This is a genomic window from Rahnella sp. RcJ3, assembly GCF_009498575.1.
Taxonomy (GTDB): domain Bacteria; phylum Pseudomonadota; class Gammaproteobacteria; order Enterobacterales; family Enterobacteriaceae; genus Rahnella; species Rahnella aceris.
Window position 1 is genome coordinate 130,433 of sequence record NZ_QSNX01000007.1, and the last position, 16,362, is coordinate 146,794.

At 53.3% G+C, this 16,362-nt stretch carries 12 protein-coding genes; 1 reads left to right on the forward strand and 11 read right to left on the reverse strand.

Going from position 1 to position 16,362, the window contains the following annotated elements; genetic code table 11:
- Positions 1-2: 2 nt before the first annotated feature.
- The 7 genes from phoH to putP form a co-directional block, all read right to left on the reverse strand.
- Complete coding sequence (gene phoH / locus DXU84_RS11240; RefSeq protein WP_013575764.1) at positions 3-791, reverse strand: phosphate starvation-inducible protein PhoH; 789 nt, start codon at positions 789-791, stop codon at positions 3-5.
- A gap of 63 nt (positions 792-854) precedes the next feature.
- Positions 855-1,268: a hypothetical protein gene (locus tag DXU84_RS11245; RefSeq protein WP_153375739.1), complete on the reverse strand. Its 414-nt coding sequence runs from the start codon at positions 1,266-1,268 to the stop codon at positions 855-857.
- A gap of 183 nt (positions 1,269-1,451) precedes the next feature.
- Positions 1,452-2,600: an N-acetylmuramoyl-L-alanine amidase gene (locus tag DXU84_RS11250; RefSeq protein ID WP_013575766.1), complete on the reverse strand. Its 1,149-nt coding sequence runs from the start codon at positions 2,598-2,600 to the stop codon at positions 1,452-1,454.
- Positions 2,601-2,770: 170 nt separating this feature from the next.
- Positions 2,771-4,066 carry an iron uptake transporter deferrochelatase/peroxidase subunit gene (gene efeB, locus DXU84_RS11255; protein WP_013575767.1) on the reverse strand — a complete coding sequence of 432 codons (1,296 nt, stop codon included), beginning with the start codon at positions 4,064-4,066 and terminating at the stop codon, positions 2,771-2,773.
- Positions 4,067-4,221: 155 nt separating this feature from the next.
- On the reverse strand, positions 4,222-5,349 hold the full coding sequence (efeO, locus tag DXU84_RS11260) for an iron uptake system protein EfeO (protein WP_013575768.1): 1,128 nt from the start codon (positions 5,347-5,349) through the stop codon (positions 4,222-4,224).
- Between the two features lie 44 nt (positions 5,350-5,393).
- Positions 5,394-6,245 (reverse strand): iron uptake transporter permease EfeU, encoded by an 852-nt coding sequence (efeU, locus tag DXU84_RS11265; RefSeq protein WP_037034423.1) that lies wholly within the window; start codon positions 6,243-6,245, stop codon positions 5,394-5,396.
- Between the two features lie 247 nt (positions 6,246-6,492).
- Positions 6,493-7,977 (reverse strand): sodium/proline symporter PutP, encoded by a 1,485-nt coding sequence (gene putP, locus DXU84_RS11270; protein WP_013575770.1) that lies wholly within the window; start codon positions 7,975-7,977, stop codon positions 6,493-6,495.
- Between the two features lie 510 nt (positions 7,978-8,487).
- On the opposite strand from putP, the gene putA reads away from it, so the two are divergent.
- A complete protein-coding gene (gene putA, locus DXU84_RS11275; RefSeq protein WP_153375741.1) occupies positions 8,488-12,462 on the forward strand; it encodes a trifunctional transcriptional regulator/proline dehydrogenase/L-glutamate gamma-semialdehyde dehydrogenase in 3,975 nt (1,324 codons plus the stop codon).
- Between the two features lie 312 nt (positions 12,463-12,774).
- Here the strand turns inward: putA and tcyN are convergent, their stop codons facing one another.
- From tcyN to DXU84_RS11295, 4 genes are all read right to left on the reverse strand, one after another.
- Positions 12,775-13,527 carry an L-cystine ABC transporter ATP-binding protein TcyN gene (gene tcyN / locus DXU84_RS11280; protein WP_013575772.1) on the reverse strand — a complete coding sequence of 251 codons (753 nt, stop codon included), beginning with the start codon at positions 13,525-13,527 and terminating at the stop codon, positions 12,775-12,777.
- On the reverse strand, positions 13,524-14,192 hold the full coding sequence (gene tcyL / locus DXU84_RS11285; protein WP_013575773.1) for a cystine ABC transporter permease: 669 nt from the start codon (positions 14,190-14,192) through the stop codon (positions 13,524-13,526). The genes tcyN and tcyL overlap by 4 nt, the downstream gene beginning before the upstream one ends.
- Positions 14,193-14,262: 70 nt before the next feature.
- Entirely contained in the window at positions 14,263-15,063 is an 801-nt protein-coding gene (gene tcyJ / locus DXU84_RS11290; protein ID WP_015690037.1) for a cystine ABC transporter substrate-binding protein, read from the reverse strand.
- 135 nt (positions 15,064-15,198) lie between these two features.
- Positions 15,199-16,209 (reverse strand): D-cysteine desulfhydrase, encoded by a 1,011-nt coding sequence (locus DXU84_RS11295; protein WP_013575775.1) that lies wholly within the window; start codon positions 16,207-16,209, stop codon positions 15,199-15,201.
- Positions 16,210-16,362: the final 153 nt, after the last annotated feature.

A 16,362-nucleotide genomic window follows, 5' to 3' on the forward strand; every position in this document is an offset into this window, starting at 1 on the left:
AATTAAGAGTAGGCGTGGAGAGTGCGTTTACACAGCTCTGAACGCACGCAGTCCTCTTTGCCAAATTCAATGATGCCAATCATCTCGTCTTCTTCGAAGCGAGACATTGCATCGCTGAGCCCCGATACTACGCCGCGTGGTAAATCGCACTGGGTAATATCACCGTTAACAATCACCGTCACATTTTCACCGAGACGGGTCAGGAACATTTTCATCTGGCTGGCCGTGACATTCTGCGCTTCGTCCAGAATAACCACCGCATTTTCGAAAGTACGCCCGCGCATATAAGCGAATGGCGCAATTTCAACCTTCCCTATTTCCGGTCGCAAACAATATTGCAGGAATGATGAACCCAGACGACGTAATAGAATGTCGTAGACCGGACGGAAATAAGGCGCGAACTTCTCAGAAATATCACCGGGCAGGAAACCGAGATCTTCATCGGCTTGCAATACCGGGCGCGTCACAATAATCCTGTCGATTTCTTTGTGAATTAATGCCTCTGCCGCTTTCGCAGCGCTGATAAATGTTTTGCCGCAACCGGCTTCACCGGTGGCAAAAATTAACTGCTTATTCTCTATGGCTGATAAGTAATGACCTTGAGCTTCAGTACGCGCTTCGATGACGGACGTATCGCGGGAGTCGCGAGCCATGCCGATCGATTCCAAACCGCCCATCTGTACTAATGACGTCACAGATTCTTCCTCGCGCTGGCGGTGACTACGTGAATCACTACGAATAACACGTTTTGCTTCACGACGAGCTTTGATCACTGCTTTCTGTCTTCCCATAGTGGCACCTTACAGTTTGATTCACTTAACGCTAAGGCATAATGCCCGCACGGTTATGTTTCACTAACAAATGAGGTTTTGGTCTCCTTTTAGACCAAGTGGAGCCAATGAATAACGTGAAGAGGAAAAGAAACCAAAGGGATTAACGGAAAGTCTTTTGGTTGTTTTCTGTTCACGAGGAGGCATTGTCAAAAGTGTCAATAATGACAAACCGCTGACCCATACAATGAAAATTCCAGAATAAAAGCCAGTGATATTCACATCATTTTGGTAAACATTTACGGGGTCAGTTAAAGAACAGGGTTGAGGTTGAGTGGATGATATTTTTTGCAGCAAGCGGCAGGAAAAAGCTGAAAGTAAAGGTTGAAATATTAGAGAGTCGGAAACCTGACCCTCGTTTGCATTTAAGCGACAACAACGAGTGAATGAGAGAAGTGTGTTATTTTCGATCAACAGCCCAAACATGGACTTTACCATTCGCGCTCCCCGCAGTGTTATTAACGGCACCTGCCGTACACCTCGTGAAAACTACCGCTTATAAATGTCAGTATAATGACAGCTGAAACATTTGCGTTACCAAAATGTAAAAAAGTTTGTGGCTGACGTCAATAGGATCATGAGGATCTTTTTCAGATCCTCTTTAATCGTGCTGAATTTCTCTCAGCCCAGCAGATTATTTTTCTTTTCATTGATGAAGTAACTGTTAATGCCTTCCGCCAGCGCATGCGCCATTTTCTCCTGAAACACCGGCTCACCCAGTAATTTTTCTTCCTGTTTATTGGTGATGAAGGATGTCTCCACCAGCGCGGAAGGAATGCGCGGGGATTTCAGTACCGCAAATCCCGCCTGTTCAGGATGCGGACTGTGCATGTGATGCACTTTACTAATAGTTGTCGCCAGATGATGGCCAAAATTCAGGCTGCGATGAATGGTTTCGTGCTGGTCGAGATCAAACAACGTTTCTTTAAGGTATTGATCGTCGGTTTTAAAATCGTCGTCATACAACACATCTGCGCTGTTTTCGCTTTGCGACAAATAGCGCGCCATCGCACTGCCCGCACCGTGTTCAGACAGCGCGAAAACCGACGCACCGGAGACCTGATCGTTGGTAAAACCGTCGGCATGAATTGAGATAAACAGATCTGCCTCATGCTGATGCGCCAGGCTGACGCGGTGATACAGCGGAATAAATACGTCATCCTGGCGCGTCAGCACCGCCTGAATACCGTGCTGTTGATCAAGCAAGGTTTGCAGTCGTTTGGCGATGTGCAGCACCACGTGTTTTTCATAGGTGCCTTCGTTGCCGATCGCGCCCGGATCCTTTCCGCCATGCCCCGGATCAATCATCACCAGCAGCGGTTTCTCTGCCCGAGGTGCAGCGGTGGTGACGGGCAAAATCTCGGCGTCAGGGCTTTCTCCGGATATCGTCACGTTCAGCACACCGTTTTCCGTGCTGCGCGTAATCTTCGGTTTACCGTTTACCTGCAACACAATGCGCGCCACTTGCGGGCTGAAGTGAGCAATCCTCCCCTCTTTTATCCACGAAAATTTCTGCCTGACCACCGTCAGCGCATGCTCCAGTTCCGGTGGAAATGACGCCATCGGCATATCAATCACCACTCTTTCCGGCGCACTGAGCATAAACACCCGGCTGTATTTATCCGCTGCCGGTAACGTCAGGTAAATCTGACTGGCGTCTGATGTCATGGTAATGCGCACGGCTTTTTGGGCGGCATACAGGCGTGGTGCCGTCAGGGAAAGTCCGATGCCAAAGATCAGTAATTTTCTGCGGGCATGGTTGATGGTCATAACAGTCTCGGAGCAGGCATCGTAATAAATCAGTTTGACGATTTATCATCATGACATTGCTGAGATTTTTTGGGATGCAGCGGAGTATTAACAGGCGGTGAATTGCGTAACGAAGCGTAAAAAGGATTTCTGGATTGAGCTTCTCCCCCTTCGCAGGGGGAGGCATTAAATTACGCTTCGATTAACGATTGACCGAGATAGTGGCTTTCATCTTTATTCCCCGGCAGCGTGAAGAAAAAGCCGCCGCCATTCGGACGGATATACTCTTCAAGCGCTTCGCCATTCAGGCGTTTCTGCACGGTCAGGAAACCTTTTTCCAGGTCATGCTGATAACAGACAAAAATCAGCCCCATTTCCAGTTGCCCGGAATGGGTCACGCCAAGCGAATAGCTGTAGCCACGGCGCAGCATCAGGTTTTCATCGGTGGCTTTGGTACGCGGATTCGCCAGACGGATATGCGAATCAAGGCGGATGGTCTTACCTTCCGGGTCTTTTTCGTAATCCGGCACATCGTGCTCTTTTTCCATCCCCAAAGGTGCGCCGGTGGCTTTGTTACGCCCGAAAATAGACTGCTGCTCCTGCAACGGCGTACGGTCCCAGGATTCCACCTTGAACGGGATCAGACGTGTGGCCTGATAACTGCCGCCAAGCGTCCACGCCGGTTCGCCCTGACCGGCGGTGACCCAGACGGTTTTATCCATCAGTGGTGTGTCTTTCGAGTCAGGATTCGCCGTGCCGTCTTTAAAGCCCAGCAGGTTAATCGGCGTTTCTTTGCCCTGACTGCGCGCTGCGTGGGACGAAATAAAGCCGTCACGACGCCAGCGCACGCTGAGTAAATCCGGTGTGTACTTGATGATGTCACGCAACGCATGCACCACCGTATCGTTGTTGTTGGCACAGATTTGCAGTGACAGGTCACCGTGACAGAGTGTGGCATCCAGTGAATCATTCGGGAAACGCGTCATGCGCTGCAATTTCAGCGGCTTATGCGGCGCTAATCCAAAGCGTTCATCGAACAGGGAATCCCCCACCGACAGCGTCATGGTCAGGTTATCCGGGTAGATTTCTGCCCCCATCACGCCGGAATCCATCGGCGGGAATTTCGGATCCATTGAAGGTGCGGTGCCACCCTTGGTCAGGAAGGCAAACCGTGAATCAAGGAGACGGAAAAGACGCTCCAGATCGGCTTTGTTGGTGGCCAGCACGTCAAAGGAAACCAGCATCATCGACGCCTGTTGTGGCGTTAAAATCCCTGCCTGATGCTCGCCGTAATAAGGTTGCCTGCCCCAGCGTTCGTCCGGGGAAACCGTGCCTGGCGTGTACTCTTTTTTTGCGCCGGGTGTTTTCTCAGCCTGCGCCGTGGCAGCGCCGCCCAGGGCAAATGCCCCGCCTAACAATCCCACACCTTTCAGCAAACTGCGGCGGGAAGAAGAAACGTCGTTCTGATTATCGTTTTTGTGACTCATTGCTATGCCTCGTTATAACGCTCCTCCCCCTGCGAAGGGGGAGGTTGGGAGGGGGTTTTAATGATAAAACAGGGGGTTATGCATACTTCGGCTGCTGGATTTTTCTTTAATACCCCACCCCACCCTCCCCTTCGCAGGGGAGGGTGCTAAGGAGTTTAATCTAAACCAAGCACACCGCGCAGTTTGGACAAGTCTTCTGCCAGCGTGGTGATCGGCCCTTTCATTGCGTTACGGTCTGCATCAGACAGTTTTTCATAATTCTCGTAACCGTCTTTGGTTTTGTATTTATCCAGCAGCGCATCGACGGTTTTGAAGTTAGCGTCGATTTTATCCAGCAACGGTTTATCGGCTTTGACCAGTAACGGACGCAGCAGATTGACGATTTTTTGTGCGCCATCAAGGTTGGCACGGAAATCCCACAGGTCAGTGCGGCTGTAACGGTCTTCTTCGCCGCTGATTTTACTGGCGGCCACTTCTTCAATCAGGCCCGCCGCGCCGCCGACCACTTTGCTAGGCGGGAAAGTCAGGTCTGCGATACGTTTTTGCAAATCAACGGTATCGGTATAAAGTTTGTCAGCAAAGGGTTCGGTGCCTTTGGTGGTTTTGTCCGCGAAGAGAATTTTCTCCAGACGGTGGAAACCGGTGAAGTTAGGATCTTCGGCTTTTTTCTCGAAATCATCTTCACGGGCGTCGATGCTGCCGTCCAGATCAGAGAACAGTTCGGCAATCGGTTCGATACGCTCATAGTAAACACGGGTTGACGCGTAAAGGGATTGTGCTTTCGCCAGATCACCCTTCTTCACTGCGTCGGTAAAGGCTTTGGTATGCGCCACCAGTTCAGCGACCTGCTGCGTCACATAGACTTTGTATTCCGCAATCGGGCCAACCAGCGCCATGGCGTCAGGCTTACCGGAAGCGGCTGTCCCCTCGGCGGTGACAGTCAGTTTGCCTTTCGGATTGCTCAGCAAGCCACAGGTCATGTCGTATTCGCCCGGTTCAAGGTTAGCCGTCATTTTTTGCGTGAAACCCGGTGCCACGTTTTCACGTTCTTCCACCACCATCACGCCTTTCAAAATTTCCCATTCCAGGTTTTTCTGACTGTTGTTATGGATAACAAACTGGGTTTTACCGGCGGGCACGGTCAGCGCCATCGGTTCACATTGTTTGTCGTTAACAGCAATTTTGACCTGACGAACATCAGCAGCCAGCACGTTGGCGCTCAGCGCAAAAGCCGGCAGGGATAACAGTGCAATCTGTAAAGCTTTACGGCGAAAATGTGTCATGTACAACTCCGTGACAAAGGCAAGATGATGGAAAGGTTTAAGGATCAACGTCGTGTTTTTTGCCCGGCAGAGGCCGGCGCGGCCACAGGCGATTTACCTTGTGGCATAAAGAACAGGAACAGCGCAGGGATCAGATACAGGAAGTACACCGCGACTTCGCTGACCGTCGGGGCTTCCTGATAGCCAAACATCCCTTCCAGCAACGTGCCGAATAAAGAGTGCGTGGATAATGTGCCGCTCAGATCAAAAGCAATATCCTGCATACGGTTCCACAATCCGGCTTCGTGGAAAGCGCGAATAGCCCCCGCAGCCAGCCCGGCGGCGACAAACAGAATGAACAGGCTGGTCCATTTGAAGAACTTCGCCAGATGCAGCTTCACCCCGCCGTAATAAATCAGGAAACCCAGCACGATGGCCGCGCCAAGCCCGAGCACTGCGCCGATCGGCGCTTCGATGCCGACGTCCTGCTGGAAGGCCGCCAGCAGGAAAAACACCGATTCCAGACCTTCACGCGCAACCGCAAAAAACACCATCGCGACCAGTGCCCAGCCCTGACCGCGGCCGGAATTCAGCGCATGGTCAATCGCCCCTTCCAGATGCACTTTGATAGAACGCGACACTTTGCGCATCCAGAACACCATATAAGTCAGGATGCACACCGCAACGACGGCGACGATACCTTCAAACAGCTCCTGCTGTTTTTGTGGAAACTCACCGGTCGTGGCATTGATGAAAAGACCGAGCGCCAGACAGAGTGCGGCAGCGATGAAAACGCCAATCCAGACCACACCGAGCCACTGCCCGCGTTGCGTCCGTTTGAGATAGCTGGCAATCAGGCTGACGATCAGTGCAGCTTCCAGCCCTTCGCGAAACATAATGAGAAACGGAACGAACATGACGAGCTCCCGAGCCCTGAATTCTGACGAACAACAGAATGTGTAAGGTCTCTGTAAAGAAAAGTAAAAAGAAACGATAGTGATTATCATTCTTGCCAAAAGAAATACAAGAGGTAACCGATCCTTTTTTTGAAGCGTGATCGGTAAATAGACAGGAAAAATCAGGTCAGGGGGTTTATCTGGCGGAAAATGCTGAAAACCGGGGGCTGAATGCCCCCGGTCTGAGTGTCATAAAAGTAAAATACCGTTAAATAGTATTATATTCCGCTTCCGCAACAGTGAAGCGCTGTTCCACGGCGGCGGAAGGTTTACGCCCCGCCAGGCTGACAATCCAGATAGCCAGTGACGCGAAAATAAAGCCGGGAATGATTTCATACAGTTCGGCCCAGCCGTATTGTTTCCACAGGATCACTGTCACGGCACCGACGATCATGCCTGCCAGTGCACCGTTACGCGTCATACGTTTCCACATCACGGAAATCAGGATCACCGGTCCGAATGCTGCGCCAAAACCGGCCCATGCATAACTGACTAAACCGAGAACACGGTTTTCCGGATTGGCAGCCAGCGCAATCGCGACCAGCGCCACAACCAGCACCATCGCACGCCCTACCCACACCAGTTCGCGCTGGCTTGCGCCTTTGCGCAGGAAGGCTTTATACAAATCTTCGGTAATGGCGCTTGAACACACCAGCAACTGACAGCTCAGGGTACTCATCACCGCCGCCAGAATAGCGGACAGCAAAATACCGGCAATCCAGGGATTAAACAGAATTTTCGTCAGCTCGATGAACACGCGCTCACCGTTTTGCGTCACGTTGCCCGCTTCGCCCGGATTATTGCTGAAGTACGCAATCCCGAAGAATCCTACGGCAATGGTGCCCGCCAGACACAAAATCATCCATGTCATGCTGATACGGCGCGCGCTGCGGATAGTTCGGTGAGAATCGGCCGCCATGAAGCGCGCCAGAATATGCGGCTGACCAAAATAGCCCAGTCCCCAGCCCAGCAATGACAAAATCGCCACCAGATTCATGCCCTTGAACATATCGGTGTATTCAGGGTTTTTGGCATTGATTACCATCATCGAGGTATCAATACCGCCCACTGCGAGGATGACGATAACCGGTGTCAGGATCAGCGCGAAAATCATCAGGCTGGCCTGCACGGTATCAGTCCAGCTGACTGCCAGAAAACCGCCGATAAAGGTATAAATGATGGTCGCCGCTGCACCAGCCCAAAGTGCAGTCTGGTACGTCATGCCGAAGGTGCTTTCAAACAGACGCGCACCGGCCACGATGCCGGAGGCACAATAAATGGTGAAGAACACCAAAATCACAATCGCGGAGATAATGCGCAGCAGCTTGCTGGAATCTTCAAAACGATGGGTAAAGTAATCCGGCAGTGTCAGCGCATTATTGTTGGCTTCAGTGTGCACACGCAGCCGCCCTGCCACCAGTTTCCAGTTCAGGTACGCGCCGATGGTCAGGCCAATGGCGATCCAGCTTTCCGAAATCCCGGAAATAAAAATCGCCCCCGGCAATCCCATTAACAGCCAGCCGCTCATGTCAGAAGCACCGGCTGAAAGCGCCGTCACCACGCTGCCTAAACTGCGTCCGCCCAGAATATAATCATCAAAGTTTTTGGTTCGTAGATACGCGATGAGCCCAATAAAAATCATCCCGAAAATATAAACACAAAACGTCACCAGCATCGGTGTGTTCATTGTCATTCCATTCTCCACTTCTTATTTTTTGCGATGTTGTCCGGCAGCTGTCTGTCCTGAAGCACTCCACCAGAAGTGCCGCTAAAAACCTGCCGGGGCGAGATGATGGCTGAAACCCTGTAAGGTTGCAGCAAGACTCTCCATATTTTTTACGTAGTCACTGACTCTGTGTGGTTTTTGTTCAAAATTACTGTCGGGCCGGATACTGGTTTAGCCTGATCCACTTTTCAATATTTTTAACATTTCAAATACACAAAATTCACCCTCCATCACAGTTATCCGCAATACCGGTTGTACTTTGCACTGACAAAAGTTGCACCTGATGCAACCTTTGACATTCTCCTCAGGTGAATGCAGGCAAGATCCATGCCGTTATTTTATTGTTAAAAATGCCAGACAAATCACAACAGGCATACTTCATGCATTAACAGGGTTGCACAAGGTTGCAACATAGAAGATATTGCTCAGCATAAAATAACGAATTCACCTGAAATTTTTTATATGGAGTGTTTGCGCATGGGTATGACGACGATGGGCGTGAAGCTGGATGAAGGTACACGCGACAGGCTTAAAGAAGCGGCTCACAAAATTGACCGCACGCCGCACTGGCTGATCAAACAAGCGATATTTTCCTATCTGGAACGACTGGAAAATGGCGATACGCTGCCGGAAATTCCGGCGCTGAATGGCGCTGCGCCTGAAGGTATGGAAGATGTCGCTGTGCAACTGGTGCAGGAAGCCCATCAGCCGTTCCTTGATTTCGCCGAGCAGATCCTGCCACAGTCAGTCAGCCGTTCTGCCATCACTGCCGCCTATCGCCGCCCTGAACCTGAAGCCGTGTCGATGCTGCTTGAACAGGCGCGTTTGCCTGCCCCGCTCAATGATGCTGCGCTGAAACTGGCTGCTGACATTGCCACCAGACTCAGGAACCAAAAGAGTGCAAACGGCCGCGCCGGCATGGTGCAAAGCCTGCTGCAGGAGTTCTCTCTGTCTTCTCAGGAAGGCGTGGCGCTGATGTGTCTGGCGGAAGCGCTGCTGCGTATTCCCGACAAACCGACCCGCGATGCGTTAATCCGCGACAAAATCAGCAACGGTAACTGGCATTCGCATCTGGGCCGCAGCCCGTCGCTGTTCGTTAACGCCGCGACCTGGGGTTTGCTGTTCACCGGCAAGCTGGTGGCGACGCATAATGAAGCGAGTCTGTCAAAATCGCTGAACCGCATTATCGGCAAAAGCGGCGAACCGCTAATCCGCAAAGGTGTGGACATGGCAATGCGCCTGATGGGAGAGCAATTCGTGACCGGCGAAACCATCGCCGAAGCGCTGGCCAATGCCCGCAAACATGAAGAAAAAGGTTTCCGCTATTCCTACGACATGCTGGGTGAAGCCGCGCTCACCGCGAAAGACGCGCAGGCCTATTTGCAGTCCTATCAGCAGGCGATCAATGCCATCGGCAAAGCCTCCAATGGTCGCGGCATTTATGAAGGCCCCGGCATTTCCATCAAGCTTTCCGCCCTGCATCCGCGTTACAGCCGTGCGCAATATGAACGTGTAATGGAAGAGTTGTATCCGCGCCTGCTTTCACTGACCTTGCTAGCACGCAGTTACGACATCGGTATCAACATCGATGCCGAAGAAGCTGACCGCCTGGAAATCTCTCTCGATTTGCTGGAAAAACTCTGCTTCGAACCGGAACTGGCGGGCTGGAACGGCATCGGCTTCGTGATTCAGGCGTATCAGAAACGCTGCCCGATGGTGATTGATTACCTGACCAGTCTGGCACAGCGCAGCCGCCGCCGTCTGATGGTCCGTCTGGTGAAAGGTGCGTACTGGGACAGCGAAATTAAGCGCGCACAAATGGACGGTCTGGAAGATTATCCGGTTTATACCCGCAAGGTTTACACCGATGTCTCCTATCTGGCCTGCGCCCGTAAACTGCTGGCCGTGCCGAACCTGATTTATCCTCAGTTCGCGACGCATAACGCCCACACCGTGGCGGCGATTTATCAACTGGCCGGTAATAACTATTATCCCGGTCAGTACGAATTCCAGTGCCTGCACGGTATGGGTGAACCGCTGTACGAGCAGGTGGTGGGGAAAATTTCTGACGGCAAACTGAACCGCCCGTGCCGCATTTATGCCCCGGTCGGTACACACGAAACACTGTTGGCGTACCTGGTACGTCGTCTGCTGGAAAACGGCGCGAATACCTCCTTTGTTAACCGTATTGCCGATGCCACGTTACCGATCGATGAACTGGTTGCCGATCCGGTTCTGGCGGTCGAAGCGCTGGCCGCCAGCGAAGGTCAGGTCGGATTACCCCATCCGCGAATCGCCCTGCCGCGCAATCTTTATGGCGAAAAACGTGTGAATTCTGCCGGTCTCGATATGTCCAGCGAGCACCGTCTGGCCTCCCTTTCCAGCGCCCTGCTGCAAAGCGCCAGCCACCCGGTCAAAGCGCAGCCGATAATTGATGCGCAAACGGACGACGGCGAATTCCTGCCGGTGATCAGCCCGTCTGAAAATACCGATATTGTCGGGTATGTTCGCGAAGCGACAGAAGCTGAAATCAGCCGCGCGCTGGATGCCTCAACCGCTGCCGGGTCAATCTGGTTTGCGACGCCTCCCGAAGAACGTGCCGCAATTCTGCAACGGGGTGCAGAACTGATGGAAGCGCAGTTGCAAAACCTGCTTGGCGTGCTGGTGCGCGAAGCCGGAAAAACCTTTAATAACGCCATCGCCGAAGTACGTGAAGCCGTGGACTTCCTGCATTACTACGCCGGGCAGATCCGCGAAGATTTCGCCAATGACACGCACCGTCCGCTGGGGCCGGTGGTCTGTATCAGCCCGTGGAACTTCCCGCTGGCGATCTTTACCGGTCAGATTGCTGCCGCGCTGGCCGCCGGGAACAGCGTGCTGGCAAAACCGGCAGAACAGACGCCGCTGATTGCTGCATTAGCCGTCAGCATTCTGCATGAAGCCGGAGTTCCGGCAGGCGTATTGCAGTTGCTGCCGGGCCGGGGTGAAACGGTCGGTTCGCAACTGGTCAATGACGAACGTGTACGCGGCGTGCTGTTTACCGGTTCGACGGATGTCGCGGGTATTCTGCAACGCAACATCGCCGGTCGTCTGGATCTGCAGGGCCGTCCGACGCCGCTTATCGCCGAAACCGGCGGGCTGAACGCCATGATTGTCGATTCCTCCGCCCTGACCGAACAGGTAGTGACGGATGTGGTCGCGTCGGCTTTCGACAGCGCCGGTCAGCGCTGCTCCGCCCTGCGCGTGTTGTGTATTCAGGACGACGTCGCCGACCACACGCTGCAAATGCTGCGCGGTGCGATGGCGGAATGCCGGATGGGCAATCCGGAGCGCTTGTCTACCGACATCGGGCCGGTGATCGACGCCGAAGCCAAAGCCGGTATCGAAAAACACATCGATGCGATGCGCACCAAAGGCCGCACCGTGTATCAGGCTGCGCAGGAATTTACGGCTGACCAGCAGGAATGGAGCCGCGGTACCTTTGTTAAACCGACGCTGATCGAGCTGGAAAGCTTCGATGAGATGAAGAAAGAAATCTTCGGGCCGGTGCTGCACGTGGTGCGTTATGCCCGCCAGGATCTGGATAAGCTGATCGGTCAGATTAATGCCGCCGGTTATGGCCTGACGCTGGGTATTCATACCCGCATCGATGAGACTATCCATCGCGTTACGCAGCAGGCACACGTCGGCAATATGTACGTGAACCGCAATATGGTGGGTGCTGTCGTGGGTGTGCAACCTTTTGGCGGCGAAGGCTTGTCCGGCACCGGTCCGAAAGCCGGTGGCCCGCTGTATCTTTATCGTCTGCTGAGCAGCCGTCCGCAAGACGCCGTCCAGCAAACCCTGTTACGTCAGGATCGCGAACTGCCGCTCGATACCTCCGTGCGCGAAGCCTTGCTGGCACCACACCGGGCGCTGCAACAATGGGCAACGGAGCAGAAACACCGTGAGGAATTTGTCACAGTTTGCGAACGTTTCGCCCAAACCAGTCAGGGCGGCACCTTGCGCACACTGCCGGGGCCAACCGGCGAGCGTAACACTTACGCACTGTTACCGCGTGAGCGCGTCCTGGCACTGGCGGATAATCAGGAAGATGCCCTGACCCAGCTTGCCGCTGTCACCGCGACAGGTTGCCGCATTCTCTGGCCGGAAGCGCCATTGCAACGTGATTTGTTCAGCATCCTGCCAAAAGCAGTGCAGGCGCGAGTCGATTTCGCCAAAGACTGGCAGAACGATGCGCAGGTATTTGATGCAGTGATTTATCACGGTGATGCGGATCAGTTGCGCGAACTTTGTCAGACCATTGCGCAGCGTCCGGGCGCCATTATATCGGTACAGGGCTTTGCACGCGGCGAGGATAATATTCTGCTGGAACGCCTGCTGCATGAACGTTCACTGAGTGTGAATACGGCAGCCGCCGGGGGCAATGCGAGTCTGATGACGATCGGATAAAGGTTGGGATGGCAGGAAAGCCGCTGCAAGTGGCGGCTTTTAAAAAAGCCTGAAAAAATTTCCCGTTACATTAAGGGCTGAATCGAGAAAATTTCGGTTTCTCAATAACGGTTATCATGTGGCCTTTCGCGCCGAAACCGACCAAAGAGGGCTATGACGAGCCCTCTTTGGAATCTCCACGTCTTAAACTCCCCGCTATCGCTCGCTGGCTATGTTTCAGGTATCACGGTGAAAGAGCCGGGGGGGGCTTGGGGGACGGCGGAGATAAGCCGCCCCCCAAGTCGGTGTGGGCCGACGCCCACGGTTTTGATCTCAGTGGGCCAGGAACTTCTCCAGGAACTGTTTCGTCCTGGCATGTTGCGGATTCGAAAACAGCTCTTTCGCTGGCCCCTGCTCCACGATTTTCCCCTGATCCATAAAAATAGCGCGGTCTGCCACGTCACGGGCGAAACTCATTTCGTGGGTCACAATCACCATGGTGCGGTGCTCAAGTGCCAGTGCGCGGATAGTGTTGAGCACTTCACCCACCAGTTCCGGATCGAGCGCGGAGGTCGGTTCATCAAACAAAATCACTTCCGGGCTCATCGCCAGTGCGCGGGCGATGGCAACGCGTTGCTGCTGGCCACCGGAGAGACGTCGCGGATAGGCATTTTCTTTGCCGCTTAACCCGACTTTTTCCAGAAGCTGACGTGCTGTGGCGATGGCTTTTTCTTTTGACTCGCCCTTCACAATCACCGGTCCTTCGATGATATTTTCCAGTACTGAACGGTGCGGGAACAGGTTGAAGTTCTGGAAAACAAACCCCACCTGCTTGCGCAGCTCACGGACGTTATTCTTCTGTTTACTGAGCGGCTTGCTGGCATCAATTTCGATATTGCCGACTTTTATGGTGCCGCCGTCCGGCTCTTCCAGCAGGTTAATGCTGCGCAGCAAGGTGGTTTTACCCGAGCCGCTTGGCCCGATAATCGCTACCACTTCGCCGGCGTTGACCTGTAAATCGATACCGTGCAACACCGTCTGTCCGTGGAATTTTTTTGTCAGTTGCTTTACGTCAATGGTACTCATGAAGGCTCCTGATCCTGACGGTTAACGCGGTCTTCCAGACGGTTTTGCAGGAAGGATAAAACAGTCGCCAGCACCCAGTAGATAACCGATGCGGCCAGATACATGGTGAACACTTCCAGCGTGCGCGACGTCACAAGCTGTGCCTGACGGAACAGTTCCGGCACCTGGATGGTCGCGGCCAGCGAGGTATCTTTTACCAGGCCGATAAAGCTGTTACCGAGCGGCGGCAGCGCGGTGCGGGCGGCCTGCGGCAAAATCACGCGGCGCATGGTCTGCCACGGATTCATACCAATACTGGCCGCCGCTTCCCACTGCCCTTTTTCAATGGACGAAATCGCCGCACGCAGGGTTTCGGAGGTGTAGGCCGCGGTATTGAGCGACAGGCCAATCATGGCTGCCGGGATAGGATCCAGCTCGATGCCAAACTGTGGCAGACCGTAGTAGATCATAAACAATTGGGCGATCAGCGGCGTGCCACGGAAAACGGAGACGTAAAAACGCGATAACCATGACAGCGGCCAGAAATGCGAAAGGCGCATCAGCGCCAGCACGAAGCCCAGGATAAGACCGAACACCATTCCGCCCAGACTGAGCTGGAGCGTAAACAGTGTTCCTTTCAATAAAAATGGTGCTGAATCCAGCACCAGTTGAATACTTTCTTGCATCCGATAAGAACCTTATGGATCAGTTCGTAATGAGCCGGAGCGCCAGTCTGACGCTCCGGTTTTACGGGTATTATTTTGTGACGTCAGCACCAAACCACTTTTCAGAGATTTTGGCGAGCGAGCCATCTTTCTGCATTTCAGCAATCGCTTTGTTGATAGCAGCCAGCAGCTCCGGGTTGTCTTTGCGAATGGCCACGCCAGATTCCAGACGGGAGAACGGTGCGCCTGCAACGGCTAAGGTATCACCGGTTTTCTTCACCAGATCCAGTGCTGCCAGACGGTCAACCAGAATGGCGTTGATACGGCCTACGCGCAGATCCTGATATTTAGTCGGGTCATCATCATAAGTACGGATGTCCACGCCCTGCACATTCTCGCGCAACCATTGCTCGTAGTTACTGCCCAGACCTACGCCGACTTTTTTGCCTTTCAGATCTTCAGGTTTAGTGATGGTGCCTTCCTGACCTTTTTTAGTCAGCGCCTGAATACCGGAAACGGTGTATGGCGTAGAGAAGTCATATTTTTTCTCACGCTCAGGCGAAATGGTCACCTGATTGATCACCACATCAATACGTTTGGATTCCAGCGAAGCCAGCATGCCGTCCCATTTGGTCGGTTGCAGTTTCGCTTTAACACCCATGTGCTGCGCCAGCGCATCGGCGAACTCGACTTCAAAGCCGGTCAGTTTGCCGTCTTCACCCTGGAAACTGAACGGAGGGTAAGTCCCTTCCAGCCCGACAATCAAGGTGCCGCGATCTTTGACTTTCTTCAGTAACCCTTCGTCAGCAAAAGTATTGCTGACCATGCCTGCTGTCAGCGTGACCGCAACAGCACCCAGAAGTAAACGACGACGCAGTGTAGAAAAACCCATATTCACCTCAGTTATAGTTAGTTATAGAACGCTATATCCCCTACGAATTTGCGCACAGTAGCACCCGCTGCGTCAGTTATCAGGAATATAATTCTATAATCTTAGCTCAAAAAAGCATAAGCGGATTTTAGAGTATTAAACCTGCGGATGATACGCAAACAGTGCCGGTGCACCGCCGGTGTGAATGAACAGGATCGGGCCTTCATCCGGGAACAAACCACGCGCTATACCGTCGAGCAATCCGGCCATCGCTTTGCCGGTATACACCGGATCCAGCAGCATGGCTTCCTGCTCTGCCAGCAATTTCACGGCGGCGGTTCCGGCTTCATTCGGCTCACCGTAGCGTGGCGCAAAATATTCGTCCCACAAGGTAATTGACGGCGTTTTCTCACCCAGTTGTAATTGTGTTGTCACTTCCCGGGCAATGGCTTCAACTTTGGGACGCTGGGCATCGGCACTGCGCGACACTGTCACACCAATCAACTGCGTGTCTGGCATTAAATGTTGCAAAGCGACGGCCAGACCAGCGTGCGTACCGGCGCTGCCCGATGCCACCACCACGGCACTGAAATCCACAAAACTGGCCGAAGACTGCTCGGCGATTTCCAGCGCGCACTGCACGTAGCCGAGTGCACCAAGCGCATTGGAACCGCCAACCGGCACGACGTAGGGACGAAAACCTTGTGCTTCCAGACGTTCGGCTTGTTCTGCAAGCTGCGCCATCGGGTCATCAAGCGCGTCACACATCACCACTTCCACATTGAACAGATCCAGCAGCAGACGGTTGCCGTTGCTCAGATAATTGACTTCGGTGGTGCCGATCGGGTTTTCCAGCAACGCAACGCATTTCAGGCCCAGTTTGGCGGCCACGGCGGCGGTCTGGCGTACATGATTTGACTGAATGGCACCAGCGGTCACCAGCGTATCCGCACCTTCTGCCAGCGCTGCGGCGGCCAGATATTCCAGTTTGCGCAGCTTGTTACCGCCCATCGCCAGCGGCGTGATGTCATCGCGTTTAATGTAAATGTCACGTCCGGCGTATTCGGAAAGACGATGCAGTTTTTCCAGCGGCGTGGCGCTGCCCAGTAAATCGATCCGATCGAAGGCTTCCAGCCGGGTTTTAAGCAAAGAAATTTTAGCAGGCACGATGTTCCCCTGACGCACAGCACGGTGCCGCACGAAGTCGTTATAGTCGAAGTTGGTTTGAGTTTAGAGACAGGTTATTGAGTAAGTATATAAAGAATTTATAGAAACTGCGGACAGATTCAAGACAAAAAAACAGGCTCCCGGAGGAGCCTG